The 25,934-nt window shown below is 72.0% G+C and carries 20 protein-coding genes and 2 pseudogenes; 14 read left to right on the top strand and 8 right to left on the bottom strand.

All coding sequences use genetic code 11. The annotated features are described in order from the left end of the window. Positions 1–571: 571 nt before the first annotated feature. Both ABGB16_RS11945 and ABGB16_RS11940 read right to left on the bottom strand, forming a co-directional pair. Positions 572–1,423 carry a hypothetical protein gene (locus ABGB16_RS11945; RefSeq protein ID WP_347668069.1) on the bottom strand — a complete coding sequence of 284 codons (852 nt, stop codon included), beginning with the start codon at positions 1,421–1,423 and terminating at the stop codon, positions 572–574. Continuing rightward, positions 1,420–2,358, bottom strand: a complete 939-nt coding sequence (locus ABGB16_RS11940) for a hypothetical protein (RefSeq protein WP_347668068.1) — start codon at positions 2,356–2,358, stop codon at positions 1,420–1,422. Before ABGB16_RS11940 ends, ABGB16_RS11945 begins: the two co-directional genes overlap by 4 nt. Before the next feature lie 266 nt (positions 2,359–2,624). On the opposite strand from ABGB16_RS11940, the gene ABGB16_RS11935 reads away from it, so the two are divergent. The 9 genes from ABGB16_RS11935 (at position 2,625) to ABGB16_RS11895 (ending at position 14,201) form a co-directional block, all read left to right on the top strand. Next, positions 2,625–3,530, top strand: coding sequence for an ABC transporter substrate-binding protein (locus ABGB16_RS11935; protein WP_347668067.1), 906 nt, complete (start codon positions 2,625–2,627; stop codon positions 3,528–3,530). A 101-nt stretch (positions 3,531–3,631) separates the two neighbouring features. Continuing rightward, positions 3,632–4,738 carry a CapA family protein gene (locus tag ABGB16_RS11930; protein ID WP_347668066.1) on the top strand — a complete coding sequence of 369 codons (1,107 nt, stop codon included), beginning with the start codon at positions 3,632–3,634 and terminating at the stop codon, positions 4,736–4,738. Between the two features lie 259 nt (positions 4,739–4,997). Then, positions 4,998–5,087: a K(+)-transporting ATPase subunit F gene (gene kdpF, locus ABGB16_RS11925; RefSeq protein WP_347668065.1), complete on the top strand. Its 90-nt coding sequence runs from the start codon at positions 4,998–5,000 to the stop codon at positions 5,085–5,087. Beyond that, positions 5,087–6,742, top strand: a complete 1,656-nt coding sequence (kdpA, locus tag ABGB16_RS11920) for a potassium-transporting ATPase subunit KdpA (protein ID WP_347668064.1) — start codon at positions 5,087–5,089, stop codon at positions 6,740–6,742. The genes kdpF and kdpA overlap by 1 nt, the downstream gene beginning before the upstream one ends. 20 nt (positions 6,743–6,762) lie before the next feature. Then, positions 6,763–8,970 (top strand): potassium-transporting ATPase subunit KdpB, encoded by a 2,208-nt coding sequence (kdpB, locus tag ABGB16_RS11915; protein WP_347668063.1) that lies wholly within the window; start codon positions 6,763–6,765, stop codon positions 8,968–8,970. Next, positions 8,970–9,851: a potassium-transporting ATPase subunit C gene (locus ABGB16_RS11910; RefSeq protein WP_347668062.1), complete on the top strand. Its 882-nt coding sequence runs from the start codon at positions 8,970–8,972 to the stop codon at positions 9,849–9,851. Before kdpB ends, ABGB16_RS11910 begins: the two co-directional genes overlap by 1 nt. A gap of 91 nt (positions 9,852–9,942) precedes the next feature. After that, positions 9,943–12,498, top strand: a complete 2,556-nt coding sequence (locus tag ABGB16_RS11905; RefSeq protein ID WP_347668061.1) for a DUF4118 domain-containing protein — start codon at positions 9,943–9,945, stop codon at positions 12,496–12,498. Then, entirely contained in the window at positions 12,495–13,187 is a 693-nt protein-coding gene (locus ABGB16_RS11900; protein ID WP_347668060.1) for a response regulator, read from the top strand. The genes ABGB16_RS11905 and ABGB16_RS11900 overlap by 4 nt, the downstream gene beginning before the upstream one ends. 180 nt (positions 13,188–13,367) lie before the next feature. Then, a complete protein-coding gene (locus ABGB16_RS11895) occupies positions 13,368–14,201 on the top strand; it encodes a hypothetical protein (protein WP_347668059.1) in 834 nt (277 codons plus the stop codon). A 121-nt stretch (positions 14,202–14,322) separates the two neighbouring features. Here the strand turns inward: ABGB16_RS11895 and ABGB16_RS11890 are convergent, their stop codons facing one another. Together ABGB16_RS11890 and ABGB16_RS11885 are read right to left on the bottom strand one after the other, a co-directional pair. After that, positions 14,323–15,657: a hypothetical protein gene (locus ABGB16_RS11890; protein WP_347668058.1), complete on the bottom strand. Its 1,335-nt coding sequence runs from the start codon at positions 15,655–15,657 to the stop codon at positions 14,323–14,325. A gap of 146 nt (positions 15,658–15,803) precedes the next feature. After that, entirely contained in the window at positions 15,804–16,001 is a 198-nt protein-coding gene (locus tag ABGB16_RS11885; protein ID WP_347668057.1) for a hypothetical protein, read from the bottom strand. Positions 16,002–16,182: 181 nt separating this feature from the next. Here ABGB16_RS11885 and ABGB16_RS11880 point away from each other — a divergent pair, with 181 nt between their 5' ends. Continuing rightward, on the top strand, positions 16,183–17,052 hold the full coding sequence (locus tag ABGB16_RS11880) for an LLM class F420-dependent oxidoreductase (RefSeq protein ID WP_347668056.1): 870 nt from the start codon (positions 16,183–16,185) through the stop codon (positions 17,050–17,052). Between the two features lie 85 nt (positions 17,053–17,137). Here the strand turns inward: ABGB16_RS11880 and ABGB16_RS11875 are convergent, their stop codons facing one another. Continuing rightward, positions 17,138–17,833, bottom strand: a complete 696-nt coding sequence (locus ABGB16_RS11875) for a hypothetical protein (protein ID WP_347668055.1) — start codon at positions 17,831–17,833, stop codon at positions 17,138–17,140. Between the two features lie 201 nt (positions 17,834–18,034). Here ABGB16_RS11875 and ABGB16_RS11870 point away from each other — a divergent pair, with 201 nt between their 5' ends. Then, a complete protein-coding gene (locus ABGB16_RS11870; RefSeq protein ID WP_347668054.1) occupies positions 18,035–19,135 on the top strand; it encodes a hypothetical protein in 1,101 nt (366 codons plus the stop codon). Positions 19,136–19,189: 54 nt separating this feature from the next. Here ABGB16_RS11870 and ABGB16_RS11865 read toward each other — a convergent pair whose 3' ends face one another. Beyond that, positions 19,190–20,743 carry an NAD(P)/FAD-dependent oxidoreductase gene (locus ABGB16_RS11865; protein ID WP_347668053.1) on the bottom strand — a complete coding sequence of 518 codons (1,554 nt, stop codon included), beginning with the start codon at positions 20,741–20,743 and terminating at the stop codon, positions 19,190–19,192. A gap of 185 nt (positions 20,744–20,928) precedes the next feature. On the opposite strand from ABGB16_RS11865, the gene ABGB16_RS11860 reads away from it, so the two are divergent. Further along, positions 20,929–22,170 carry a hypothetical protein gene (locus tag ABGB16_RS11860; protein ID WP_347668052.1) on the top strand — a complete coding sequence of 414 codons (1,242 nt, stop codon included), beginning with the start codon at positions 20,929–20,931 and terminating at the stop codon, positions 22,168–22,170. 32 nt (positions 22,171–22,202) lie between these two features. On the opposite strand, the pseudogene ABGB16_RS11855 reads toward ABGB16_RS11860, so the two are convergent. Further along, a pseudogene (locus ABGB16_RS11855) lies at positions 22,203–22,436 on the bottom strand (CocE/NonD family hydrolase C-terminal non-catalytic domain-containing protein); the annotation flags it as partial. 443 nt (positions 22,437–22,879) lie between these two features. On the opposite strand from ABGB16_RS11855, the pseudogene ABGB16_RS11850 reads away from it, so the two are divergent. Then, positions 22,880–23,382 (top strand): annotated as a pseudogene (locus ABGB16_RS11850) (response regulator transcription factor); the annotation flags it as partial. 684 nt (positions 23,383–24,066) lie between these two features. Here the strand turns inward: ABGB16_RS11850 and ABGB16_RS11845 are convergent. Then, positions 24,067–24,207, bottom strand: coding sequence for a hypothetical protein (locus ABGB16_RS11845; protein ID WP_347668051.1), 141 nt, complete (start codon positions 24,205–24,207; stop codon positions 24,067–24,069). Positions 24,208–24,245: 38 nt separating this feature from the next. Here ABGB16_RS11845 and ABGB16_RS11840 point away from each other — a divergent pair, with 38 nt between their 5' ends. Continuing rightward, positions 24,246–25,820 (top strand): cobalamin-dependent protein, encoded by a 1,575-nt coding sequence (locus ABGB16_RS11840; RefSeq protein WP_347668050.1) that lies wholly within the window; start codon positions 24,246–24,248, stop codon positions 25,818–25,820. Positions 25,821–25,934: the final 114 nt, after the last annotated feature.

Raw genomic sequence — 25,934 nt, 5'->3', positions numbered from 1 at the left:
CCGCGGGTCTGGATCGGTGAGCCAGCGGACGTACCGGTCGGTGTGCCGGGCTCCAGCGTGGAACGCGTCGGCCGCCCAGCGGACCGCCACGTTGTCGGCGAGCTTCGCGGCCTCCTCGTGCTCGAACAGGTCCTCGGCCGCCAGATGCCGCTGCACCAGTGCCGCCTGCTCGTCGGTGATCCCCGAGGCGGCGGCGAAGGCCCGCCGCGGGTCGAACGGCAGCTCGTCGTCGCGTCGGTCGCCGAGCACCACCGAGCGGAGCAGGGCGGCCACCGCCGCCCGGTCCGGGGTGTCCGGGCTGTCGGCGAGCGCTGCCAGGAACGGCACCACGTGGCAGCTCGCGCCCCACCGGGTGCCCTGGTGGTAGACGTTGCCGAACAGCTCGGACAACGCACGGCGCCGGACCGGCGCCTCCGCAGAGCGCAACGCCCGCAACTGGTCCGGTACGTCGGTGGCCGGCCCGTACGCGTGGCACAGCGACCCCCAGGGGACCTCGTCGAGCCCGGCCAGCGGGTCGGTCAGTTCATCCATCCGGCCGTTCTACCAGGGCGGGCCGGGACGGAGACAGGGCTCAGCCCGGTTCCCGCGGCTGACAGACCCGCGGCGGCGGCTCGTCGGCGTACCGGAGTTCCGGGCAGTAGCGGAGCGTGGGGGTGGGGGAGAGGGTCCACTCGTACCGAGCGGCCTGGTAACCCATGAACGTGATACGCCCGCAGCAGCGGAAGTATCCGCCCGCCTCGTCGCGCAGCTCGCGGACCTGCGTCACCCCGTCGACCTCCAGGTCGACGCGCAGGTGGTAGCGCGACACGCCGGCCGGGAACGAGAGGCCGGCCGGTTCGGGGTCGGCCAGGTCGACCAGCAGCCGGACCGTCTGCCCCGGTGCGAGCACGTGCGGCCCGCGATCCGTCCGGACGTCGGGAGTGACCGTGGGGGTGGGACGGGACTCGCGGCAGGCCAACTCGACCCGTGGGCCCTGCTCCTGGTCCCGCGGGACCTGCGCGACCGGCACCGCCACGACGCTGTGGATCACCACGTCCACGCTGCGCGCGGCGTGCACGGTCAGCAGGTGCACGGGTTCGCCGCCGACGGGAACGGCCCCGTTCCGGCGCGCCCACGACGCGAACTGCCGGCAGTCCCGCACCTGCGGCGGTGGGACCGTCCGGGCCTGCCGTTCCGGCACCTCGAACGTCAGTTCGTCGCTGTACCGGGTGCCCGCGAGCGTGGCGGTCAGTTCGACCGCGTCGGCGCTGCTCACCGTCGTACCGGGGGACGCCGGGCCGCCGGGGGCCGCCGCCCCGGGCGGCCCGGTCGGGCGGTCGCGGCCGGTGACGTCGAGCAGGGCCTGGAGCAAGGCGAACGACAGTGCGCAGGACAGCGCCCACGTGGCGAGGAGCAGGGCCCGCCGGCGCCAGGCGACGCTCACAGCCGCGCCGCGAACGGGCCGGCGCCGTCGGGGACGAGGCCGCCGGTGAGGCTGGCGTGGTACCGCTCCTGGTAGTGGCGGGCCAGGCTGGTGCTGCGGAACGGCTGTCCGTCGTCATCGGCGGTGACCACTCGCCTCTCGCCGTCGAGGTCGAGGTCGAAGTCGACGACCCACTCGCAGTACGACCGGTCCGTCTGCGCCTGCACATCGATGGTGAGCGGCTCACCCGGCGCCAGGGTCAGCGACCGGTCGTCCACGTACGCCCCGCCGAGGCGCTCGTCGGGTCCGGTGACCCGCGCGACGCTGTCGGGCTCGTCGAGGTCGAATCCGATCTTCAACGGCTCTCCGCCACCCTGGCTCTGCTGAAACACGTACGCGTGGGACAGGGGCGCCGAGCGGCGCAGCACCCGGGCCCGGATCTGGGTGACGAAGACCGGGGCGGCCCACTGCCCGACCACCGACAGTCGCACCCGGGTCAACAGCCGGTACGGGTGCTCGTCGCTGGCGCCCAGCGCCGCGCGGATGCCGCCCTCGAAGCCGTCGTCGGGCCAGAACGCCGCCGCGCCGAGCCTCCGCCGGACCTCGGCGGTCAGCGGCTTCGCCGCCACCCAGATCTTCGCGTCGTCGGACCGGTCGTAGTAGTAGGCGTTCAGCGACAGCGGGGCCTTCCGCCGGGCCTCCTCGCGCTTGGCCGCCTCCACCGCGCGGTCGTCGCGCACCGCCTGCCCGGGCGAGGTGAGCCGGTCGTCCAGCTCGGAGACCAGAGCGCTGACGATCGCGGTCGCGACCCCGCCGCCGGCCGCCCACAGCAGGCTCCGGCGCGAGAACGGCGCCTGGTTGTCCACCTGAGCGGGCGGGTTGCCCGCGCCGCCCGGCGCCGCGGTGTCCCGCCGCCGTGGGCCGGCCCGGCCGGAGCGCCTTTCGCTTCCCGCCACCGGGGTGCTTCCGTCCGGGTCCTGCGTCGGCGTGGCCGGGGCTGCCTGCGGCCGGCGCCGACCCGGCCGCTTGCTGGGTTTGGACGGCGGCACATGTCCCCCTCGAACGGGCTCCGGCGGTCCCCCGATTCTAGGGAGTGAGGCAAGTGGACGGTCGTCCGCCGGCTCAGGACAACCAAGGTAAACCGAGCCACGCGGGCGGCCGTCCGGACGCGTCCGCATCGCGGTGTGGACATCCATGGACCAGGGCTGGTAGGCAGGCAGGCGTGCGGATCGTTTCACTCCTGCCGGCGGCCACCGACATCGTCGCGATGCTCGGTCACGCCGACAGTCTGGTCGGTCGTACGCACGAGTGCGACTGGCCGCCGGAGCAGGTGGCCGGCGTTCCGGTGGTGACCGGGACGATGCTGCCGCAACACCTGACGAGCCGGGAGATCTCGGCGGCCACCGCCGGCGGCGAGCATCGTGGCTCGTCGCTGTACCAGCTCGACGTCGCCCTGCTGGACCGGCTACGTCCGGATCTGATCCTCACCCAGGATCTGTGTGCGGTCTGCGCGGTCTCGTACGAGCGCGTCAACGAGGCGGTCCGGGTGATCGACCTGGACACGAGGGTGTTGTCGTTGGAGGCGCGCACCATCGGCGGGATCCTCGACACCGTCGACGCGGTGGCGGCGCTGCTCGGCGCCGAGGATCAGGCGGCGCGGGTCAGGGCGGACGCGGATCGGCGTCTGGCGGCTCTGCCCGGGCCGGCGGCAGATGCGCCGACGGTGCTGTTCGTCGAGTGGCTCGACCCGCTGATGCCCGGCGGGCACTGGGTGCCGGAGCAGATCTCCCGCGCCGGCGGACGGTCGCTGTTGCTCGGGCCGGGCGCGCACAGCCGTCCGCACGAGTGGTCCGTGGTCGCGGACCTGGCCCCCGACGTGGTGGTTTTCGGCCCGTGTGGCTTCCCGCCCGAGCGGACCTTCGACGAGCTGTCGGTGGCCATGGCTCAACCCGGTTGGGCGGATCTGCCGGCCGTACGTGACGGGCAGGTCTGGGTGGTCGACGGGCCGGCCTACTTCAACCGGCCAGGCCCACGTGTCGTCGACGGGGCGGAGATCCTCGCCGCCGTTCTGGCCGGTCGACCCGATCGGCGGGCCCGGCGCGTGGACCGGCACGGCCGCGCGGCGTAGCAGGCGCCGCACGTACCGAGCCGGGTCGAGAGCGCCACCCGACGTGGCGCGGCAGGGACCACCGGCAGGTGAGCCGGCGGCGTGGCCGGGAAAGCGGCCGGATGCCCGACCTGACCCTCTTCCTCGGCGGCGACGTGATGACCGGCCGGGGTGTGGACGCGATCCTGCCCACGCCCGGCCCGCCCGAGCTGCGCGAGCCGGCGGTACGCGACGCCCGCGACTACGTCGACCTCGCCGAGGCCGCCAACGGGCCGGTCCCGTGCCCGGCACCCCCGGCCTGGCCCTGGGGCGACGCGCTCGACCTGCTCGACGAACTGCGGCCGGACGTCCGGGTGGTCAACCTGGAGACCGCGGTGACCGGCCGGGGCGCGCACGCGCCGGCCAAGGCGATCCACTACCGGATGCACCCGCCGAACCTGGCCTGCCTCACCGCGGCCCGGCTCGACGTGTGCGCGCTGGCCAACAACCACGTCCTCGACTTCGGCCCGGTGGGGCTCACCGACACCCTCGACGCCCTGGCCGGCGCCGGCATCGCCACCGCCGGCGCGGGCCGGGACGCGGCGTCGGCCGGCAGACCCGCCCGGGTGCCGCTCGGCCAGGGCCACGACCTGCTCGTCTGGTCGGTGGCCGCGCCGTCCAGCGGCGTGCCCCCGTCCTGGGCGGCCACCGCCGACGCGCCCGGGGTGGCGTACCTGCCGGAGGTCTCGGCCGCCTCCGCCGACGCGCTGGCCGGGCGGATCGCCGCCGTGGCCGGGCCCGGGGACCGGGTGCTGGTCTCCGTGCACTGGGGCACCAACTGGGGGTACGACGTGCCGCCCGAGCACGTCGACTTCGCCCACCGGCTCATCGACGCCGGCGTGGACGTGGTGCACGGCCACTCCTCGCACCACCCCAGGCCGGTGGAGGTGTACCGCGACCGGCTGGTCCTCTACGGCTGCGGCGACCTGATCGACGACTACGAGGGAATCCACGGACGGGAGGAGTACCGGCCGCAGCTGCGGCTGCTGTGGCTACCGACTCTCGACCCGGCCACCGGCGCGCTGCGACGGCTACGGGCCGCGCCGCTGCGGATGCGCCGGATGCGGCTGCAACGGGCCGCGCCCGAGGAGGCCCGTTGGCTGGCCGAACTGCTCGGCGGCTTCGGCCCGCCGTGCACGCCCGGGTTCGCCGTCGCGCCCGACGGACTGCTGTCCCTGCGCTCCCGCTGACCCCGTGTCCGTGCCGGGCGGGACACCCGACGGGGAGGCGGCGTGAAGAGGGCGTTAAGAAACGCCGGACCGGCGTGATGGTCGCGTTATAGCCCCTGTCACCGAGGAGCGGGTGGCGTTGTGATTGCTCGGCGCGGCCGGTAGGCGGCCGTGACGACCGTTCCGGTGAGGAGTCAGACGTGCCTGACGTGGTGTTCGTGGGGTTGACGGTGGCGCTGTTCGCGGCGCTCGCCCTCGTCGTGCGGGGGGTGGAGAGGCTGTGAGCGTCGTCAACGCCGTCGGTCTGGTGCTGGCGGCCGGCCTGGCCGTGTTCCTGGTGGTCGCCCTGCTGTTCCCGGAGCGATTCTGATGAGCACGGCCACCGCCGGTGTGCTGTTCGTCCTCTCGCTGCTGGTGGCGCTGGCCGCCGTGCACACGACGTTCGGCGACTACCTGTACCGGGTGGTCGCCGGCACCCGGCACTCCCGCTTCGAGCGGGGCGTCTACCGCCTGGTCGGGGTGAACCCGACGGCCGGGCAGTCCTGGGGCGTGTACGCCCGCAGCGTGCTCGCCTTCTCCGCCGTGTCGATCCTGTTCCTCTACGGGTTCCTGCGGCTGCAGAACCACCTGTGGCTGTCGCTGGGCTTCGACCCGGTGGCCCCGCACGGAGCGTGGAACACGGCCGTGTCGTTCGTGACCAACACGAACTGGCAGTGGTACTCGGGTGAGTCGACCATGGGCCACCTGGTGCAGATGGCCGGCCTGGCGGTGCAGAACTTCGTCTCCGCCGCGGTCGGCATCGCCGTCGCGGTCGCCCTGGTGCGCGGATTCGCCCGCAGCCGCACCGGCGAACTGGGTAACTTCTGGGTCGACCTGACCCGGATCACCCTGCGCGTCCTGCTGCCGATCTCCGTGGTCGGCGCGCTCGCCCTGATGGTCGGCGGCGTCGTGCAGAACCTGTCGGCGGGCGGCGACGTGACCACCCTGACCGGCGGCACCCAGACCATCACCGGCGGGCCGGTGGCCAGCCAGGAGGTCATCAAGGAACTGGGCACCAACGGCGGCGGCTTCTACAACGTCAACAGCGCCCACCCGTTCGAGAACCCGACGGCCTGGACCAACTGGCTGGAGGTCTTCCTGCTCCTGGTGATCCCGTTCAGCCTGCCCCGGGTGTTCGGTCGTACGGTCGGCCAGCTCCGGCAGGGGTACGCGATCGTCGCCGTCATGGGGATCCTGGCGATCGCCGGCATTGCCCTGACCAACGCCTTCGAGCTGTCCGGCCACGGCACGGTGCCGCAGGCCGTCGGCGCGGCGCTGGAGGGCAAGGAGGTCCGGTTCGGCGTGTCGAGCTCGGCGACCTTCGCCGCCGCGACCACGCTCAGCTCGACCGGCGCGGTGAACTCGTTCCACGACTCCTACACCGCGCTCGGCGGGATGATGCCGCTCGTCAACATGATGCTCGGCGAGGTGGCCCCCGGCGGCGTCGGTGCCGGCCTCTACGGCCTGCTGATCCTCGCGGTGACCACCGTGTTCGTCGCGGGCCTGATGGTCGGCCGGACCCCGGAATACATCGGAAAGAAGATCGGCGCGCGCGAGATCAAGCTGGCCTCGCTGTACTTCCTGGTCACTCCCGCGCTGGTGTTGATCGGCGCGGCGGCAGCCGTCGCCACCGGCAACAACTCCACCGCGCTCAACACCGGCCCGCACGCCCTGTCCGAGGTCGTCTACGCGTTCACCTCGGCGAGCAACAACAACGGCTCCGCGTTCGCCGGCATCACGGTGAGCACGCCGTGGTGGAACACCGCGCTGGGGCTGTGCATGCTGCTCGGCCGGTTCCTGCCGATCGTCCTCGTGCTCGCGCTGGCCGGTTCCCTGGCCCGCCAGCAGCCCACCCCCGCCTCCGAGGGCACTCTGCCGACCCACCGGCCGTTGTTCGTGGGGATGGTCGTCGGCGTCACGGTGATCCTCGTCGCGCTGACCTTCCTGCCCGCCCTCGCGCTCGGCCCCCTGGCCGAAGGGCTGTGACCACCGTGAGAGAGAAGGACATGACCACCTCCACGCCGGCGCCGCACGGCACCGCCGACGCGGCGACCGCCGGCACGCCGGCCACCCGGGGCAGCCGGGGTGGCGGGCTGCTCGACCCGGCGCAGCTCGTCCGGTCCCTGCCGGACGCGCTGCGCAAGCTCGACCCGCGGACCCTGTGGCACAACCCGGTCATGCTGATCGTCGAGATCGGCGCGGCCTTCACCACGGTCCTCGCGGTGGCCGACCCGTCGGTGTTCGCCTGGGCGATCACCGTCTGGCTGTGGCTGACGGTCGTCTTCGCCAACGTCGCCGAGGCGGTCGCGGAGGGCCGCGGCAAGGCCCAGGCCGCCGCCCTGCGCAGGGCGAAGACGGACACCGTCGCCACCCGCGTCCCCGACTGGACCGCGGGCGCCGCGCCCGGCGCCTGCCGCACCGAGAGCGTCCCGGCGCCACAGCTGCGGCAGGGCGACATCGTCGTGGTCGCGGCCGGCGAGATCATCCCCGGCGACGGGGACGTCGTCGAGGGCATCGCCAGCGTCGACGAGTCCGCCGTCACCGGCGAGTCCGCCCCGGTCATCCGGGAGTCCGGCGGGGACCGCAGCGCGGTCACCGGCGGCACGAGGGTGCTCTCCGACCGGATCATCGTCAGGATCACCCAGAAGCCGGGGGAGAGCTTCATCGACCGGATGATCGCCCTGGTCGAGGGCGCCAACCGGCAGAAGACCCCGAACGAGATCGCGCTGAACATCCTGCTGGCCGCGCTGACGATCGTCTTCCTGCTGGCCGTCGTCACCCTCCAGCCGTTGGCGATCTCCGCCAAGAACTTCCAGGCCGCCGCGCCGGACACCGGCGCGATCACCGACGCCGGGGTCACCGGCGTCGTGCTGGCCTCCCTGCTGGTCTGCCTCATCCCGACCACCATCGGGGCGCTGCTGTCCGCGATCGGCATCGCCGGCATGGACCGGCTGGTGCGGCGCAACGTGCTGGCGATGAGCGGCCGCGCCGTCGAGGCGGCCGGCGACGTCAACACCCTGCTGCTGGACAAGACCGGAACGATCACCCTGGGCAACCGGCAGGCCGCCGAGTTCCTCCCGGTCGACGGTCTCGGGGCGGCGGCGGTCGCCGACGCCGCGCAGCTGTCCAGCCTGGCCGACGAGACCCCCGAGGGACGCTCGATCGTGGTGCTGGCCAAGCGCGAGTTCGGCCTGCGGGAACGCGAGCCCGGCCTGATTCCGCACGCCACCTTCGTCCCGTTCACCGCGCAGACCCGGATGAGCGGCGTCGACCTGACCCCGAACGCGACCGCCGGCGGAGGCGCCACCGGACCCGCGCGGCGGATCCGCAAGGGTGCCGCCGCCGCGGTGCTGAAGTGGGTACGCGAGAACGGCGGTCACCCGACCGAGCAGGTCGGTCGGCTGGTGGACGAGATCAGCGGCATCGGCGGCACGCCGCTGGTGGTGGCCGAGCACGTGGCCGGGGAGCCGGCCCGGGCGCTCGGGGTCGTCCACCTCAAGGACGTGGTGAAAGCCGGCATGCGGGAGCGGTTCGACGAGATGCGCCGGATGGGGATCCGGACCGTGATGATCACCGGTGACAACCCCCGCACCGCGAAGGCCATCGCGGACGAGGCCGGCGTGGACGACTTCCTCGCCGAGGCGACGCCGGAGGACAAGCTCGCGCTGATCCGCAGGGAGCAGGAGGGGGGCCGGCTGGTCGCCATGACCGGCGACGGCACCAACGACGCGCCCGCCCTCGCGCAGGCCGACGTCGGCGTGGCGATGAACACCGGCACGTCGGCCGCCAAGGAGGCCGGCAACATGGTCGACCTCGACTCCGACCCGACCAAACTGATCGAGATCGTCGAGATCGGCAAGCAGTTGCTGATCACCCGAGGTGCGTTGACCACCTTCTCGATCTCCAACGACATCGCGAAGTACTTCGCGATCGTCCCCGCCATGTTCGCCGGCATCTATCCCTCGCTGGATCGCCTGAACATCATGCGGCTGGCCAGCCCCGAGTCGGCGATCCTGTCCGCGGTCGTCTTCAACGCGATCATCATCGTCGCGCTGATCCCGCTCGCGCTGCGCGGCGTGCGCTACCGCCCGGCCGCCGCGTCGAAGCTGCTCAGCCGCAACCTGCTGATCTACGGCCTCGGCGGCATCATCGTGCCGTTCCTCGGCATCAAACTCATCGACCTGCTCGTCCAGTTCATTCCAGGAATCTCGTGATGCGTCTTCCCGGTTGGCTCGCCCAGCACCTGGCCGCCCTGCGCGCGCTGCTCGTCTTCACCGTGCTCCTCGGCCTCGCCTACCCCCTCGCCCTGGTCGCGGTCGGCCGGGTTCCCGGCCTCGCCGGCAGGGCCGACGGGTCACTCCTCACGGCCGGCGGCAGGGCCGTCGGCAGCGCGCTGATCGGCCAGTCCTTCACCGACGCCGACGGCAACCCCGTACCGCGCTACTTCCAGTCCCGCCCCTCCGCCGCCGGCGGCGGCTACGACCCCACCGCCACCGCGGCCAGCAACCTCGGCCCGGAGGACATCGTCGACACCGTCGCCACCAGCCCCGGCGACTCGGCGCGGAGCCTGCTCACCCAGGTCTGCGCCCGCAGCAGGGCGGTCGGCGAACTCGACGGCGTCGACGGGAGCCGACCGTACTGCACCCCGGACGGGGTCGGCGCCGTGCTGGCGGTGTTCCACCGCGACGGGCTGACCGGCCCGGTCACCCGTGTGGTCAGCGTCAACCAGACGGCGCCCGCCACTCCCTTCCTCGCCCGCTATCAAGGGGTGCCGGTGGAACTGGCGAAGCCCGGCGAGGACTACCGGGCCGCGGGGGCGACAATCGTCCCCGTCCGGGGCGACGCCCCCGCCGAGCCCGCGGTGCCCGCCGACGCCGTCACCGCCAGCGGCAGCGGCCTCGACCCGCACATCTCCCCGGCGTACGCGCAGATCCAGGTGGCCCGGGTGGCGCGCGAGCGCGGCGCGGACCCGGCCGCGGTCCGTCGCCTCGTTCAGGAACACACCACCGGCCGGTCGCTCGGCTTCATGGGCGAACCCGGCGTGAACGTGTTGGAGCTCAACCTCGCCCTCGACGAGCAGTTCCCGGCACGCTGACACCACGGGGCCGGGCTGGGACGATCGAGATCGTCCCGGCCCGGTGCCTGGCCCCCCGCCCACCGGTCGCGCTGTGGAGAGGACTCCTGCCGTGCCACGAGGGGAACTACGCATCTACCTCGGTGCCGCACCGGGCGTCGGCAAGACCTACGCCATGCTCGAGGAGGCCCGGCGGCGCGCCGAACGCGGCACCGACCTCGTGATCGGCCTGGTCGAGACCCACGGCCGCCCCCACACCGCCGCGATGATCGGCGATCTGGAGATCGTCCCCCGCCGCACGATCACCTACCGGGGCGCCACCTTCACGGAGCTGGACCTCGACGCGGTCCTGGCCCGCCGCCCCGAGGTCGCCGTGGTCGACGAACTCGCCCACACCAACGTCCCCGGCACCCGAAACGAGAAGCGCTGGCAGGACGTCCAGGAACTCCTCGACGCCGGGATCACCGTGCTCACCACGGTCAACATCCAGCACCTGGAGTCCCTCAACGACGTCGTCGCCCAGATCACCGGCACCACCCAACGGGAGACCGTCCCCGACCGGACCGTCCGCGCCGCCGAGCAGGTCGAACTGGTCGACATGACCCCGGAGGCGCTGCGCCGCCGGATGGCCCACGGCAACATCTACCGCCCCGACAGGATCGACGCCGCGCTCGGCAACTACTTCCGCGTCGGCAACCTCACCGCCCTGCGCGAACTGGCTCTGCTCTGGCTCGCCGACAAGGTCGACGAGCAACTCGGCGCCTACCGCGCCCAGCAGGGCATCTCCGCCACCTGGGAGGCCCGCGAACGCGTCGTCGTCGCGCTCACCGGCGGACCCGAGGGGGAGACGCTGATCCGCCGGGCCGCCCGCATCGCCGCGCGCAGCAAGGGCGCCGACCTGCTCGCCGTGCACGTCGCCCGCAGCGACGGGCTCGCCGGCGCCGACCCGGCCCAACTCGCCCGGCAGCGGGTGCTCGTGGAGAGCCTCGGCGGCACCTACCATCAGGTCCTCGGCACGGACATCCCCGCCGCACTGCTCGACTTCGCCCGCGGCGTCAACGCCACCCAGCTCGTGCTCGGCGCCAGCCGCCGCGGCCGGTTCGCGCAGATCCTCTCCCGGGGTGTCGGCGTCACCACCACCGCGCTGTCCGGGCCGATCGACGTCCATCTGGTCACCCACCCCGAGGCCGGGCGCGGCCGGCGGGCGGCCGAGGCGCCGGCCGCGCTGTCCCGCCGCCGCCGGTTGCTCGGGTACGCCCTCGCCCTGCTCGGTATGCCGCTGCTCACCCTGCTGCTGGCGGCGTTGCCCGACCTCACCCTGACCAACGACATCCTGATCTTCCTCACCGCCGTCGTCGGCGTCGCCCTGGTCGGCGGGCTCTGGCCGGCGCTGCTCGCCGCCCTCGGCGGCTCCCTGCTGCTCAACTGGTTCTTCACCCCGCCCTTCCACACGCTGACCATCGCCGAGGCCGACAACCTGCTCGCCCTCGGCGTCTTCGTCGGCGTCGCCATCGCCGTGAGCGGGGTCGTCGACGTGGCAGCCCGGCGTACCAGGGAGGCCGCCCGCGCGTCCGCCGACGCGCAGACCCTCGCCACCGTCGCCGGCAGCGTGCTGCGCGGCGAGCGCCCGCTGCCGGCCCTGCTCGAGCGGCTCCGGGAAACCTTCGCGCTGCGCGCGGTCAGCGTGCTCGAGTCGGTCGAGACCGCGGGCAGGCGCCCGGACCGGGCCCGCGAGGAGGCCGCGTGGCGGGTCGTCGCCAGCGTCGGCGAAGCCCCGGCACCGAACCCCGGCGCCGGGGAGACCGCCGTACCCGTCGACGACCGGCTCACCGTCGTGCTCTGCGGCCGGCGGCTGGAGGCCGCCGACCGGCGCATCGTCGAGGCGTTCGCCGCGCAGGCCGCCGTCGCGCTACGTCAGGAACGCCTCGCCGCGCAGGCCGCCGCCGCCCGCCCGCTCGCCGAAGCGGACCGGATGCGCACCGCGCTGCTCGCCGCGGTCAGCCACGACCTGCGCACCCCCCTCGCCTCGGCGAAAGCCGCCGTGTCCAGCCTGCGCAGCCACGACGTCGATTTCGACCCCGAGGACCAGGCCGAGCTGCTCGCCACCGCCGACGAGTCCCTCGACCGGCTCGGCCGCCTCGTCGCCAACCTGCTCGACATGAGCCGCCTCCAGGCCGGGGCGCTGGGCGTCCACCCCATCCCCATCGGCCTGGAGGACGCCGTACCCCGGGCCCTTGACGAACTCGGCCCGCCCGCGGCCGACGTGCGCACCGACATCCCCGCCGACCTGCCCGCCGCCACCGCCGATCCCGGCCTGCTGGAACGGGTCCTGGTCAACATCGTCGCCAACGCCCTGCGCCACAGCCCACCCGGGCAGCCACCCACCATCACCGCCAGCGCACACTCCGGCCAGGTCGAACTACGGGTCATCGACACCGGCCCCGGCATCGCCGAGGACCAGTGGGAACACGTCTTCCTGCCCTTCCAGCGCCTCGGCGACCGCGACAACACCACCGGCGTCGGTCTCGGCCTCGCCCTGTCCCGCGGTCTCGCCGAAGCCATGGGCGGCAGCATCACCCCCGAAACCACCCCCGGCGGAGGCCTGACCATGGTGCTGCGGCTGCCCGCCGCCACACCGACCGAACCCACGGAGGGCCCGCAGGCATGAGCCGCATCCTCGTCGTCGACGACGAACCCCAGATCCTGCGGGCCCTGCGCATCAACCTGCGTGCCCGCGGCTACGACGTCGACGTCGCCGCCACCGGCGCCGCCGCGCTCAAGGCCGCCGCCGGCCACCCACCCGACCTCGTCGTGCTCGACCTCGGCCTGCCCGACCTCGACGGCGTCGACGTCATCCGGGGGCTCCGTGGCTGGACCACCGTCCCCATCATCGTGCTCTCGGGCCGCGCCGGCAGCGACGACAAGGTCACCGCCCTCGACGCCGGCGCCGACGACTACGTCACCAAACCCTTCGGCATCGACGAACTCCTCGCCCGCATCCGCGCCGTCACCCGTCGCCTCAACACCGCCGACGCCACCGCTGGGCCGGCAAGCAGCCTCGTCCGCGTGGGGCGCCACACGGTCGACCTCGCCGACCGGGTCGTGACGCGGGACGACGGTGTCGAGGTCCGGCTCACCCCCACCCAGTGGGGCGTACTCGAAAAGCTTCTGCGCCACCCCGGCAAGCTGATCACCCAACGTCAGCTGCTGCACGACGTGTGGGGGCCGGGATACCAGGACGAGACGGGCTACCTGCGCCAGTACATGGCCCAGCTCCGCCGCAAGCTCGAGGACAATCCCGCCCGCCCCCGGCACCTGATCACCGAGCCCGGCATGGGCTACCGCTACCGCCCCTGACCGGGCGGAACACGTCACGGGCGATGTGGCGCAGCGAGGCGGCGCATGAGGAACCGGCGTCCCCATGCCGGCCACCCGCGCGGTGGGGAGGCGTCGTTTTTGAGGTTGACCGCGTGGGATAGCGTGGTGTCGGTCTATCTGGGGGGATCCTCAGAATCCTTCGGGGAAAGAAGCTGTCACGTGTCACTTTGGAAGAGGACCACTGTTCTGGCGGTCTCCGCGCTTACGGCACTCGCGATGACTGCCTGCGGCTCGACGCCCGGCTCCGACGCGCCGGAGCAGCCCAGCGTGCTGGAGTTGCTCGTCAGTGATCTCAAGGGTTCGCTGCAGAAGACGATCGAGGTCACCGACAAGAGTGACTCGGTGACCGTGACGATGCAGGGCACCGCGGGTGGCCAGAAGATCTCGGTGCAGGGCGTCGTGGACCTGGGCGACCCGGTCAAGGCCGAGATGACGACGGCGGGCCCGGACGGCACCCCGACCACCGTCCGGATGATCGGCACCGCGATCTACGTCGAGATCCCGGCGGAGGACCGCGCGAGCACGGGCGGCAAGCGCTGGATGAAGCTTGACCTGGCCACGGTCGGCGAGCAGGCGGGGATGGACTTCGCCAAGCAACTTGAGGACGTCGACCCGACCAAGCAGGTCAAGACGCTGCTCGCTACCGAGGGCGTCACGGTCGTCGGCGAGGAGACGGTGAACGGGGCGCGCACGGTCCACTACGCCGTCACCATGCCGGTGGCGACCTACCTCGGGCAGCTCGACGCCGGGGCGCGCTCGGGCGTCGAGCAGCAACTGGCCAAGGAGGGCGTCAAGGAGGTCAAGATCGACCTCTGGGTCGACGAGGAGTACCGGCCGCGCCGGGCGGGCATCGTCATGGGCGACATGGTTGACATGACGGTCGACTACACCGACTACGGCAAGGCGGTGAACATCGAGACGCCGCCTCCCGCGGAGACCGCGGACTTCGCCGAGCTGCTGGAGGGCCTGAAGGGCCTGCCCACGGCCAACTGACCAGGGGTCGCAACGCTGCCCGGTCGGTGCGTCCGCGCGCCGGCCGGGCAGCGCCGTATCGGAAGGCCGTCGTACCGGCCTCGGGCCCAACCAAGGGGCGTGCTGGTAGAGCGGCACAGCATCACCGCGCCCCGACCTCCCCGCCCAGTGGCTCGACCTCCTCGGGGCGGAAGTGACGCGGGTGGCCGTACCAGTGGTGCGGGTCCACGCCCGGGTCGTCGTCCAGGCGCACGGCCAGGAACCGTGACCCGTCCGCACCGAGCAGCACCTGCTCCACCCGGCCGGTACGCCCGTCCAGGAACAGGTCGTACGCGTCGCTGTCCCGCCGGCGCGGACGCAGCCGGACCCGGCTGCCCCGGGACAGCGGGATGCCCGCGACGAGGACCCGCTCGGTCTCCGGCGCGACGGTCGCGTCGGCGCCCCGCTCCCACCAGGGCGTCGTGTCGGCCTCCGGCCCCCACCAGGCGGCGCCGCCCTCCCGACGTACGGGCTCCGGCGCCCGGGCGGCGCCGCGCGACCGCTCGACCCCCTTCGGCGCACGGGCGTCGCCGCGGTCGACGGTGGCGGCGGCGCGGGGACGAGGGTGGTCGGTGAGGACTGTCGGCGACGAGAGTAGAACGTCGGATCTGCCCGGCTCGCCGGCGAGCACCGGAAAGGTGTGCACGTTGCGGCACTCCCACGCGGCGGACGCCGCCCACGGTGGCGGATCGAGCAGCGACAGGAATCGCCCCCGGTCCACGGCGATCAGGGTGTGCGTCGCGAGCAGGCAACACCGTAAGGGCGCCCCGCCTGGGCCGTCCGCCGGCGTCGTCCGGCTGGTGTTCACGACCCGGACGGCGAGCCGCAGCAGCCGCCACGGCGTCCGACACGGGACGACCCAGACGCTCACCGACGCGGACAGCGGCCACCGTCGGCGCACCACCCGCCCCACCGCCCCGCGCCGGCCGTCCACCAGCGGCTCGACGTCCTCGCCGCCCGGTACCCGTACGTCGAGGCGGCGCCCGCGCCGCAGGTCCGCGACCGACGCCTCGATCTCGAACCCACGCGGCACCGCCTCGTCGAAGCCGAACTGCGTACGGCCCCCGGCGTCGAATCCGCCGACCGGCCGGCAGGCCCCGTCGGCGTCGCGTGTCTCCACCGACCCGCGTTGCAGGTGCAGGAACCGCAGCCCGATCCGGACGACCGCGCCGTCCGGGGCGTCCGTCAGGCACTGGGTCAGCTGCCACGACGACTCGGCCGGGCCCGCCCCAGCGCCGTCGACCGGGCCGCGCGTCGCCGCCCAGTCCGGTGGTACGAGGACACCGGACCACCGGCGGGCCCGGCTCCGTGACCGGTGGCGGGCATGCAGCGGGTAACCGGCGTAGAGGATGGCCTCCGCGACCGCCTCGGCGCCGCCGAAACCGGTGCTCGGGCAGTGCGCGATCATCGGCTCGACCTCCGTCTCCAGACCCGTCACCCTGGTCTAACCCGTTGCGCCGGTTATCGCCGACAGGTGACCACGGCACTCACCGGATCGGGCGACCCGACGGGGCGCCCTCGGCGGGCCGCACCCGCGGACGAGGACAGCCGCGGGACCGCCTTTGCGGCGGCCCGGCGCCTCTACTACTCGCAGCGGTCCTCGGAGCCACGGCCGAAGGGCTCGCAGCAGTCCGGGCGGTGCCGGTACACCCGCAGGTCGCGGCCGTGAGCCCGGCTGACATCGGTGGTGCGCTCGTACAGGCAGGCGCCCCAGACGACGCTCTCCGGGCCGCCCGGCACGACCTGCCCGTCACCGGGGCCGCCGCGCAACACCACGTCCACGGAATCGACCGTACGGCCGCGCCATTCCGGCCGGAGTGGTCTCGAGAGAATCCCGTACGCCCGGGTTTGCCCGGGCGGCTCGCCGTCGCGCGGGGACGTCGTGTCGGATGTCCCCGCGCCCTGCCGTCGCTGACGTCAGATACTGGGCGGGTAGCCGCCCTACGGGACCGGAGGATGAGCGATGAGGCTTGGCCTGCACTACTGGAACTTCTCCACGCCCGCCGATCCGGCGCGGACGGCCGCGACACTGGCCGAGACCGCCCGGATCGCGGAGCAGGCCGGCGTCTCCGCGTTCACCGTGATGGACCACTACTTCCAGATGGAGCGCACGACGTCGGCCGAGGAGCCGATGCTGGAGGCGTACACGACGCTCGGCTTCGTGGCCGCGCAGACCGAGCGGATGACGCTCGGGGTGCTGGTGACCGGCGTGATGTACCGCCACCCGGGGCTCCTCGCCAAGATCGTCACCACCCTGGACGTGCTCTCCGGCGGTCGCGCCCGGCTCGGCATCGGCGCGTCGTGGTACGAACGCGAGCAGCGCGGGCTGGGCGTACCGGTCGTCCCGGTCGCCGAGCGCTTCGAACGACTGGAGGAGACGCTGCGCATCTGCCTGCAGATGTGGGGCGACGACAACGGCCGGTTCGACGGCAGGCACTACCAGCTCGCGGAGACGCTCAACGTGCCCGCGCCGATCAGCCGGCCGCACCCCCCGATCATGATCGGCGGCGGCGGCGAGAAGAAGACGCTCTGGCTCGTGGCCCGCTACGCCGACGCGTGCAACCTGTTCGGCACCAGCCCGGCGGAGGTCGCGCACAAGCTGGAGGTGCTGCGCGGGCACTGCGCCGCCGAGGGCCGGGACTACGACCGTATCGAGAAGACGGTGCTGGTCATGCGCCCGCCCCTCGCCGACCCCGACGCGTTCCTGGCCGAGGTGGCCGAGTACGCCGCGCTCGGCGTGACCGAGGTGCAGACGATGCCCGACCGGCACCCGGTGGAGTTCACGCAGCAGCTGGCCGAGCGGGTCGTACCGCGGCTGGCCGAGATCGGCTGACGCCCCGAGCGCACGGCCAGCCCGGACCGCGCAGGTCCGGGGCGCTCGGGCGAACGGGGGCTTACGCGCTTCCTGACGTCGCCGGTCAGGAGAGGCGGTCGATCGTGGCGGGGACGAGGCCGTGGCGGCGGGCGAGGCCCACGAGTTGGCGCAGCAGCCAGCGCAACGCGTCGTCGCCGGCCGGCTCGGACGTCACGTCGACGCACCAGGCGACGCCGCCGCCGACGCGCCGCAGGTCCCAGCGGAAGTTCGTGTCGTTGACCCGCAGCCGTCCGGTGCTGACGACGCCGGGTCGTGTCACGTCCGGGTTCCGGGCGGCGCCCAGCCGCAGCGCCGCGCCCAGCAGTTCCACCTGGCGGCTGTCCAGTTCGCCGGCGAAGAGCACCCGGTGGACGACCGGACCGGCGCCGAGCCGCAGCGGCGCCGCGGACGCCAGCGGGACGTCGTCCCGGAAGTGGCCGCGCAGCGTCTCCTCGTCGGGCAGTGGGCCGCCGCCGAGTCGACGGTGGACGGCTTCGGCGGTGGGACGGTCGGTGGCCGCCAGGCGGGCGCGCAGTCGTGGATCGGTGCGCAGTGCCCGGGCGAACGCGGCGGAACTCCACCAGCCCCCGTCAGCCGGCGTCCAGCCGGCACTGCGCAGCCGCGTCGCCGACAGGTCGTCGCCCAGGAGGAATTCCTCGACCAGCAGCCCCGCCGGCTGGCCGTCGTCCGCCTCGGAGTGCAGCACGTAGTAGTCGAGGGTGGTGGTGCTCGCCCGCCGCGTGGGGGTCCCGGTGGTCATTCCGCGACCGTACCGCCGCGCGTGGTCGCTCGCCCGGCGACACCACCCGTGACCTGCCGGGTGGTCGCCGCGACGGCAGGGCCGCCCGGCTCACCTGTCGCGACAGTGCGCGATGTGCGAGGTGACGGCCGGAGAAGAGCGTTGACGGCCGAAAGGACTCTACTGTAAACAAGGCGTACTGATGATGTCGGGGAGGTCTCCATGCGACGCTCGGTGCTCCTGGTCACGACCCTGCTCGCCTTCGCCGCGACCACCCCGGCCACCGCGGCGCCACCCCGCCCGGCCGGCGCCGTTCCCGCCGCCACACCCGTCCAGGTCTACGGCGCCTGGCACTGCGGCAACGACTACTGCACCTGGGGCAGCGTCCGCCCGGTGGCCGAGTTCGACAGCCAGAACCACTGGCTCGTCGACCGCGGCGACGGCCGGCCGTCGGTGAACCTGGTGGTGCTCAGCTTCGTCAACCCGCTCGCGCTGCTGCGCCAGACCACCGACGCCGCCACCCTCGACGGCGTGCCGCGGGGCATGACCTCGGAGATCGTCCAGTACTTCACCACCCGCGGCGTCCGGGTGATGCTCTCCATCGGCGGCATCACGTACACCGACGACTGGGACGCCGCGCTCGCCGAGAACCCCACCCTGCTCGGTCAGCGGGCCGCCGCCGTCGCCACCCGGCTCGGCGTCGGCATCGAGATCGACTACGAGCAGAACACCGACCCGAACCTCGCGGGCCTGCAGTCGTTCATCGACGCCTACCGGGCCGTGCACCCGTACGACGCCACTGGCGCCCGGCCCCAGGCTCGGCTCACCATCGACGTCGCGGCCGGCGACCGGTGGCTGATCGACCTCAACCGCAAGGCGACCGCGGACTGGCTGCGGACCGACACCCCGGTGCTCGACTACGCCAACGCCATGGTGGCCGCCCGACCCGTCTCGGCCGGCACCGCCCAGGAGAGCTGGCAGGAGCACGTCGACGGCAAGCCGCAGTACAGCCCGCCCGTGCCGCCGCTCGCCCCGGCCAAGTTCACCGGCGGCGTCTACATCGCCTACGGCGGCCGGCCGCTGCCGGAGTGCGTCGACTACGCGACGTCCGTGCAGCGGGCCGCCGCGCCCTACGTGCAGAGTGTCGCGCCGAACGGCGCGGGCGTCACGGCCGGCATGCTGGGCTTCATGTTCTGGGCGGCCGAACGCCCCTCCACCCGCGGCATCGGCACCGTGCCGCCGAACACCTGCGAGGCGGGGACCGGCGCCGGGGCCAGCGCCCTGTCCGTCCCGGTGCCGATGCCGGCGCTGCGCCAGAGCTGACCGGCGGGGGCTCGACAACCTCGGGCGCCGCGGGCCGACCGCCGACGGTGACCGTCAGCCGAGGTGCGTCTGCACCGGCCGCCCCGGCCGCGTACCGTCGTCGGGCACCGCTCCGGCGGCCGCGAGCTTCGCCGGCACGATCGGCGCGTCCCGGCCCGTACCCTGGCGGTTGTCGCCGTCGCGTCCGCTCGACTCCTCGTGGTAGTCCTGCTCCACGTTCACCGACCAGACGTCATGGCGCGCGCCGCAGGCGATGTTCTCCGCGGTCAACATGGCTGTCAGCATCGAGTGGTCCTGGTTGTTGTAGCGGTGCATGCCGTTGCGGCCGACCGGATGCACGTTCGGCACCTCGCGGGCCAGCCAGTGCCGGACGACGTCCACGTTGCGCTGGTAATGCTCGTCGTAGACCGGGTACGCCTTGGGCATGCGCACCACGTATCCCCCTTCGACGACCCCGGACCGGACCAGGCCGAGTCGTTCCAGCTCCGCGGTGGCGGTGGCGACCAGCTCGGCGTCGGGGGTACGCCAGGTCTCGTCGTCCTCGAAGACGAAGTACTCCAGCCCCAGGCAGGTGTGCCCGTCCTTGACCAGGTGCGGCGACCAGGAGCCGAAGTTCTGGATCCGGCCCACCCGGACACCCGGGTCGTGCACGTAGATCCAGTTGTCCGGGAAGGAGAACTCGGCCGGCACCACCAGCGCCACGGTCAGGAAGTCCCGGTAGCGTAGGTCGGCGGCGGCGGCCCGTACCTCCGGCGGCGCGGGCGGAGACAGCACGGCCACCAGCTCGGAGATCGGCATCGACGAGACCACGTGCGCGGCGGTCGCGGTGCGCTGCCCGCCCACGCCGTCCACCGAGACGGCGACCGCCCGGCGGCGCTGCGGATCGCGGTGCACGGCGGTCACCCAGCTCCGCAGCTCGACCCGGCCGCCGCGGCGGCGTACCTCCTGCGCGCAGCGCTCCCACATCATGCCGGGCCCGAGCTTCGGGTACTGGAACTCCTCGATCAGGCTGGTGACGTCGCCGCGGTTGCGACGGGGCAGCAGGGCGTTGCGGACCGCCTTGGCCAACGACAGGTTCTTGATCCGCTGCGCGGCCCAGTCGGCCTGGAGTTGGTCGGCCGGCATGCCCCAGACCTTCTCGGTGTAGGTCTTGAAGAACATGGAGTAGAGCCGCCAACCGAAGCGGGCGGACACCCACCCCTCGAAGTGGGACTGGTCCTTCGGCGGGCGCAGCCGGGCGCGGGCGTACGAGCCCAGGCAGAGCGCAGCCTCCCGCAGGCCCAGGTTGCGTAGGGCGTTGGACGCGTTGAGCGGGTAGTCGAAGAGCGCGCCCCGGTAGTAGATCCGGCTCATCCGGGGCCGCAGCAGGAAGTCCTCGCCGGGCAGGATCTCGTGCCAGAACTCCTCGACTCGCGAGACCTTGGTGAAGAACCGGTGTCCGCCGATGTCGAAGCGCCAGCCGTCCCGTTCGACGGTGCGGCTGATGCCCCCCACCACATCGTCGGCCTCGAACACCCGTACGGGCACATTCCGCCGGAGCAACTCGTACGCGGCGGTCAGGCCGGCCGGTCCCGCGCCGATGACCACGGTGTCCCGCTGTTCGTCCATGCCGCGCTCCCTGTGTCCCGTTCCGGTCGCGGCCCCCGCTTACCCACCGTGAGTGGGAACTCACTCGTGGCTTCGCGCGGCGTGCCGGCCGTCGCCCACGTGTCAGGGGCGGTGGAAGGGGGATGTGGCAGCGGCAGCATCCGGGGCCGGGTGACCGGCTCGTCCGCGCGGGATCGGGAGAAGTCGTGGGGGACAGGGGGCGGGCCGTGGGGGCCGCGCGCCGAGGCGGGCTCGGCGCGCGCGCCGGCGCCGTGCGGGACCGGGTGGCACGGGCCACCGACCGGATTCCGGCGCCGTGGCGCTTCGCCGTCACGGTCTTCCTCGGTACGAAGATCGCGCTGACCCTGGTCGGGGTGCTCGCGCTGGCCGCCTTCGACCACCTGTCTCTGGCTCCGCCCGCGGACGGGTGGACGATGCGCGACCAGCAGCGGGCCGTCTCTCCGCATCGCTGGGTCTCGCTCTGGTTCGCCTGGGACTCGTTCCTCTACGACAAGCTGGCCCAGGTGCCACTGGACCGGCCCTGGCAGGATTTCGGTTTTCCGCTGCTCTATCCGTTTCTGGGCCGGGCGCTGGCCCCGCTGCTGGGTGGGCATACCGCGCTCGCGCTGTTGCTGGTGGCCAACGCGGCGTTCCTGTTGCTGCTCTACTACGCCCACCGGCTCGGGGGGCAGTTGCTCGGCGCCCCCGGGACCCGCCGTTTCGTCGGGTATCTCGTGCTGCTGCCCACCGCGTTCCTGTTCCAGGCGGCGCTGACCGAGTCGCTGTTCCTGTGTCTGACGCTCGCCGCCTTCCACTACGCCGAGCGGCGGCGCTGGCTGGTCGTCGGCGTGCTGGGATTCTTCCTGGCGCTGAGCCGTTCGGTCGGGTTCTTCGCCGTCGTGCCGCTCGCCCTGGTGCTGCTGCGGCAGCACGACTACCGACTCGGCCGACGCGCGTTGTGGGGCTACGTCCGCACGGGCTGCCCGCTGCTGCTGGTCCCGGCCGGGTGGCTGGCCTTCATGGCGTTCTGCCGGTGGCAGGGCGGCGACTGGTTCGCCTACCAGCACGCTCAGCGCAGCGGCTGGGGCGTCACCGTGCAGAACCCGCTGGGCGTGCTGTGGCACGGTCTGACCGAGGGTTCGACCCTCGACGCCCTCCGCGTCGCAGTCGCCGTTCTCGCGATGGTGGTCGTGGCCGCGGGCCTGCGCCGGATCGGCCTGCCCTACGTCGTGTACGGCCTGATCATGGTGCTGGTGCCGCTGTCGATGGGTCCACCGGTGTACAGGAGTCTGCTGCGCTACCTGCTCGCCGTCTTCCCGGTGGCGCTCGTGCTCGCCGGCTGGGCGCGGTCCCCCCGGGCCGAGCGGTGGCTGATCGGCGGTCTGGCCCTCCTGCAGGGCGTGCTCTTCGTGGCCTGGCTGGCCTACTGGAGCCACTTCATCATCTGATCCGGCCCGCCTGTCCGAGCCGGCGGCGTGCGTCAGAAGCCGAGCGCCTCGCGGCCGCCGACGACCGGCAGCGTGAGGCGGCTGGAGCCGGGCTGGACGGCCAGTCGGGTGCCGCCGAGCGGCAGCAGCGTGTACTCCTGGTCGCTGGAGAAGACGACCACCCCGATGCGGTGCCCCGCGGGGAAGACGTAGTCCTTCGGCTGCAGCGTCCAGCGGTGGTCGTACATCGTGCCCTGCCGCACGGCGACGGTGTGCGACCAGCCGGTCCGGTTCTGCGGTGCAGTTGACGATTGTGGCCGTGGGTGAACGAACGCAGGAAGGTGCCCAGCGTGGACGAGGCACGCACCCCGGTGAAGGCCCGGGCCATGGCACCGTGCCGCAGCCGGTCGGCATCGTCGAGGCTATCCGTCCCCGCGCACATCGCCCCCAGCAACGACATCACCTTGGCCGCCGGGTGAGCACCGCCACTGTTGCCCGCGCCCTCGATCCGAACCGAGGCCGCCAGGTCCGGCAGCCCGGCGCGCTCGGCAAGGCGGACCAGTGGCAACAGCCCGCTGTCAGCGATCAGATTCGGCTCATCGAACCTGGCGGACACATGCGATGCAGCATGAGAGGAATCCACTTGACAGGTGCCTTGCTACTCGTGCGGTGTTGAACCCCATACAAGCCCATCACCGCAGGTAGCAAGGCGGCTCACCGACGCGCACACCCCGACGTCGTGCTGATGGACATCCGGATGCCCGTGGTCGACGGCTTGGCGGCCACCGAGGCGCTGCGTGCGCGGCCCCGGCCGCCCGAGGTCATCGTGCTGACCACGTTCAATACCGATGAGCACGTGCTGCGTGCCCTCCGGGCGGGCGCCGCTGGGTTCGTCCTCAAGGACACTCCGCCCACGCAGATCGTCGAGGCGGTGCGCCGGGTCCATGCGGGGGAGCCGGTCTTGTCCCCGGCCGTCACGCAGCAGTTCATCGCGCAGGTGTCGCAGAGCCGGGGCACGATCTGCGGACCGCCAGGGCACGAGAGCAGCTCGGCGAGCGGGAGCGTGAGGTGACCGTCGCCATCGGACAGGGAAAGTCCAACGCCCAAATCGCGGCGGAGCCGTACATGGGCCTGCCCACCGTCAAGACGCATGTCTCGCGCATCCTGGCCAAGCTCGCCTTGAACAACCGAGTGCAGATCGCGCTGCTCGCGCACGACGCGGGCGAGGTCTGAGCGGACACATTCGAGCCGGGCGGGTCTGAGCTTTACCTTCAACCCTACCAAGGAACGATCTTGGCGGGGTTGAAAGTCAAGCTGAAGGGCGGTCGTTATAGCGGCCGATCGGTCGTCTTGTCATCCCTCGGAGTGATCACTAGGCTTCACCGCTGTGACGAGTGCGAGCGTGACGGCTCGGGTCGGCGGGAAGGTCCATTTTGACCGGTTGGCCCGGGGGCTGTCCTTGAAGGAGCTCTCCAGGCTGGCTTGTGTAGCGAAAGCGACGCTGGCCCGGTTGGAACGCGGCCAGCGAAATTCGGTGCTGGAGACGTTACGTTGACGTCCTTGGCAACGCACCTCGGCATCCCGCTGCCGAACCGGAGCTGTCCTCGGCGGACAGTGCCCCGCAGCCCCAGGTCACCCGGCCGACAAAGGCATGATGGTCCGGGGATGAGGGCCCTGCGCTGCGACTCGTCCACAGTGCCGCCCGGGGGGGAACGTGCCCTATACGAGATATTCGACTTGCGCCTGGCCGAGGGTACATACGAGTCGGACTCGCATGGCGAGGGTGTACTGGAGAACCTCATCGTGCACGGCGGGGAAATGCTCGTCGGCCCCCATGCCGAGGTTGTCAATTCCTTTGTGCATGTAGAGGCTTGCTGGTCGGGCCCGAGTTGGTTACTTTCGGTGATCTTGCTGGGGTCAGAGGGGCAGTCGGTCGGGGAAGGCGAGCATGAAGTGGTTCATGGCGCGCTTCCAGTCGAGGGTGTTGCCCTGGCGGGGGGTGAGGCCGCTGCCGTAGGCATCTGACCGGGCCCTGCCGTCACTGCTCGTACTCGTCACACACCGGACCCTTTCGCTTTGTGTGAGCAGGAGACACCATGCGTACTCAGCAGGAACTCGTGCTGTTCATCAACGCCAACCACACCTCACGCCACATAGCCAGCGCCAACACCACGGTCTATCCGAACCTGGGCCTGCTCACTCTGATGAGTGCCCTCCGCGACAAGCTCGGTTCCCATGACACCCAGCTTGGATATCTCGACGGCGTCCTCTACAGCAACGAGACGATCGAGGAGTTCATCGACGCCCATGCCCACCGCTTACACGCGGTGTGCCTCAGTGTACTGACAGGCAACTACAGCGCCTCCATAGCCATGGCCCAGCGCGTGAAGCGGCTGAATCCGAACGCGCTGGTGATCCTCGGCAACGACCACTTCTCCGCCCTGTACGAGCGAATTATGCGACGGCAGCGCGACATCGATTTCGGGTTCTACGGCAACGATGTCGTCACCGGATTCGCTAACTTCATGGCCGACTCCCTGCGCGGGCGCATCAAGAGCCCCGACGCCTATCCGGGGCTCGTCTACCGGGCGACGGACGGCACGGCGACCAAAGTGCCCGAAGACGCGGGCGAGTACGCCACTCTGCCGCTGGTCGACTACTCGCTCGCGGACAGCCTCCTGCCGCACCAGGAGCGCTACCTGCAGGGGCAGCAGTCCATTTACTTCTTCATGCGCGACCGGGTGCTGCGCAGCACGGTGGTCGACATCGGGCGCGGCTGCATCAAGTTCGCCGGGCCGCGGTTGGACGACGTCCCCCTCAACGCCTGTGACTTCTGCGGCATCATCCCCGGCTCGAAGGAAATCGTCTGGCCCGAGGTCGACAAGGCGTGGGCCATCCTGGAGAACGCCTACCGCCAGGGCTACAACTACTTCTACGTGACCGCGGACGAGCTGCCGCTCACCATGTGGCGGCTGTTGCGCGGCATGGCCGCCAACCAGCCGGAGTGGTTCCGTCAGCTGCCGCAGTCACAGAGGCCGGGCATGTTCGGGTACGCCCGGGCAGAGGCATTCGCCACCGTACCCGACCGGATCGACGAGTTGGTGAACGTGCTGGGGCTCGACCACTTCTTCATCGGCTTCGACGGATTCTCCGACGTCTCGCTCCGGGTGATGAACAAGCAGTCGGTGGGCGGGCGAGGCCGCCACGATCTGCCCATGGCACACAACCTGGAAGCCCTCGCCGGAGTGGTGGACCGGGGCGGGATGATCACCGCAGGGCTCATCCTGACCCACCTGGGAATCACCCCGCAGCTCATGGCCGAGAACCACGCGATGCTCACCGAGCTCGTCGACAACTACCCCAAGACGTTCGCCGCACTCGACTTCGGACCGCTGTGTCCGATCCCCGGCTCCCAGTCGTTCCGCTACCTCACCCACCCCGAGCATGCCGAACAACGCGCCGCCGAACATGGGCTACGGGTCGACCGGGAGTTCCTGGAGTCCCGCAAGGACTTCTACCGCTCCAACGACGACTTCGACGAGGACGAGATGATCGAGGACTTCGTTCGAGGCTGCTGCCCCGACATCACCATGGACCTGGTCCACGAATACCTGGCGGCCACGGAAGATCTCGCCAACCGCCACGGCATCGTCACCAGAGTCGGCATGTGAGACCCGCCACTGGGCGTTGTCAACTTAATTGGCGGGCTGGGTGGGTGGAATAATCTTCGATTTTGTTGATCTTCCGGGAGAGGCTGGTTGCGGCCTGAGCAGCACACCGGTACA

The sequence above is a fragment of the Micromonospora sp. B11E3 genome (assembly GCF_039871625.1).
In the GTDB taxonomy this organism is placed as follows: Bacteria; Actinomycetota; Actinomycetes; order Mycobacteriales; family Micromonosporaceae; genus Micromonospora.
This window is presented reverse-complemented; position numbering and strand designations above follow the sequence as displayed.

What these genes read in the sequence shown, in the direction of transcription:
- ABGB16_RS11910 (WP_347668062.1), top strand. Translation starts at nt 8,970, where the DNA reads ATGCGTCTTCCCGGTTGGCTCGCCCAGCACCTGGCCGCCCTGCGCGCG.
- kdpB (WP_347668063.1), top strand. Translation starts at nt 6,763, where the DNA reads ATGACCACCTCCACGCCGGCGCCGCACGGCACCGCCGACGCGGCGACC.
- ABGB16_RS11880 (WP_347668056.1), top strand. Translation starts at nt 16,183, where the DNA reads ATGAGGCTTGGCCTGCACTACTGGAACTTCTCCACGCCCGCCGATCCG.
- ABGB16_RS11865 (WP_347668053.1), bottom strand. Translation starts at nt 20,743, where the DNA reads ATGGACGAACAGCGGGACACCGTGGTCATCGGCGCGGGACCGGCCGGC.
- ABGB16_RS11930 (WP_347668066.1), top strand. Translation starts at nt 3,632, where the DNA reads ATGCCCGACCTGACCCTCTTCCTCGGCGGCGACGTGATGACCGGCCGG.
- kdpA (WP_347668064.1), top strand. Translation starts at nt 5,087, where the DNA reads ATGAGCACGGCCACCGCCGGTGTGCTGTTCGTCCTCTCGCTGCTGGTG.
- ABGB16_RS11875 (WP_347668055.1), bottom strand. Translation starts at nt 17,833, where the DNA reads ATGACCACCGGGACCCCCACGCGGCGGGCGAGCACCACCACCCTCGAC.
- ABGB16_RS11900 (WP_347668060.1), top strand. Translation starts at nt 12,495, where the DNA reads ATGAGCCGCATCCTCGTCGTCGACGACGAACCCCAGATCCTGCGGGCC.
- ABGB16_RS11840 (WP_347668050.1), top strand. Translation starts at nt 24,246, where the DNA reads ATGCGTACTCAGCAGGAACTCGTGCTGTTCATCAACGCCAACCACACC.
- ABGB16_RS11870 (WP_347668054.1), top strand. Translation starts at nt 18,035, where the DNA reads ATGCGACGCTCGGTGCTCCTGGTCACGACCCTGCTCGCCTTCGCCGCG.